Source organism: Treponema sp. R80B11-R83G3 (assembly GCF_054786115.1).
The window spans coordinates 1-775 of the sequence record NZ_BDHF01000346.1 but is presented as its reverse complement, the minus strand read 5'-3'; the positions used below and the strand labels follow the sequence as shown (position 1 = coordinate 775).

Below are 775 nucleotides of genomic sequence, written 5' to 3'. Positions count from 1 at the left end.
CCCATTGTCAAAAGCAACAACTTTTCACTGAAAGACTTAATTTCATTGTTCTTATCATCAAATGCCTTTACGTCAATATTATCTACTTTATATTTTTTTTGATAAGACAAAGTAGCCATATCAACCCAGAATTTGTAGGCGTCGCCGGGTACTTTTCCCTTTATAGTATTGATCATGTACTTAACGTAAGCGTCAAGTCCGACGGATAGGATGTTATAAGCGCAAATGTTTCCTTTTCTCCAGCTTGATGATCCGTTCTGGGCTGGTATAAGTTGTACGGCGGAAGCGAATTCTACATGGGAAGGATTGAGGAGTAAATCCAAAGCCTCCGCCAAGCTGGAACTGTCGGCGACGTCATTGCCTGTTCCCATTGGCAGCCGCAGTACCGCTATGCTTTTGCGGACAGGGGCGGACGCCGTGAACAAGGTATTCATGATTTCCCTATGGGTTCCGTCTCCGCCTGCGCTGATTATCAAATAGAAGGGGACGGGGTCTTTTTCCGCTCTTTCTAAAAATGTTTTGGTTGTTTCCGCAGCTGAACCCATGCCTTCGGTAAGGTTCATTATAACGTTTTTATATAATTGTCTCTTTGGATTTGCCTGGGCTTTTTGCTGGTATTTTTCCAATGTCCGTATATGAGATTCCCACTTTGATTTATTAGAAAAACCGCCGGCTGCCGGGTTAATAATAATCATACATCGCAGGGGAGTTTCCCTGACTAAAAAGGAGTGTTGGCAGATATCAGAAATAGCATTAATAAAGAAATAATCCATAT

General features: G+C 42.3%; 1 protein-coding gene. It reads right to left on the bottom strand.

Features of this window, described 5'->3' with window-relative positions:
- On the bottom strand, positions 1–695 hold a 695-nt coding region (locus ACYVRH_RS13765), incomplete at its 3' end, for a diacylglycerol kinase family protein (RefSeq protein ID WP_461257456.1).
- Positions 696–775 lie beyond the last annotated feature (80 nt).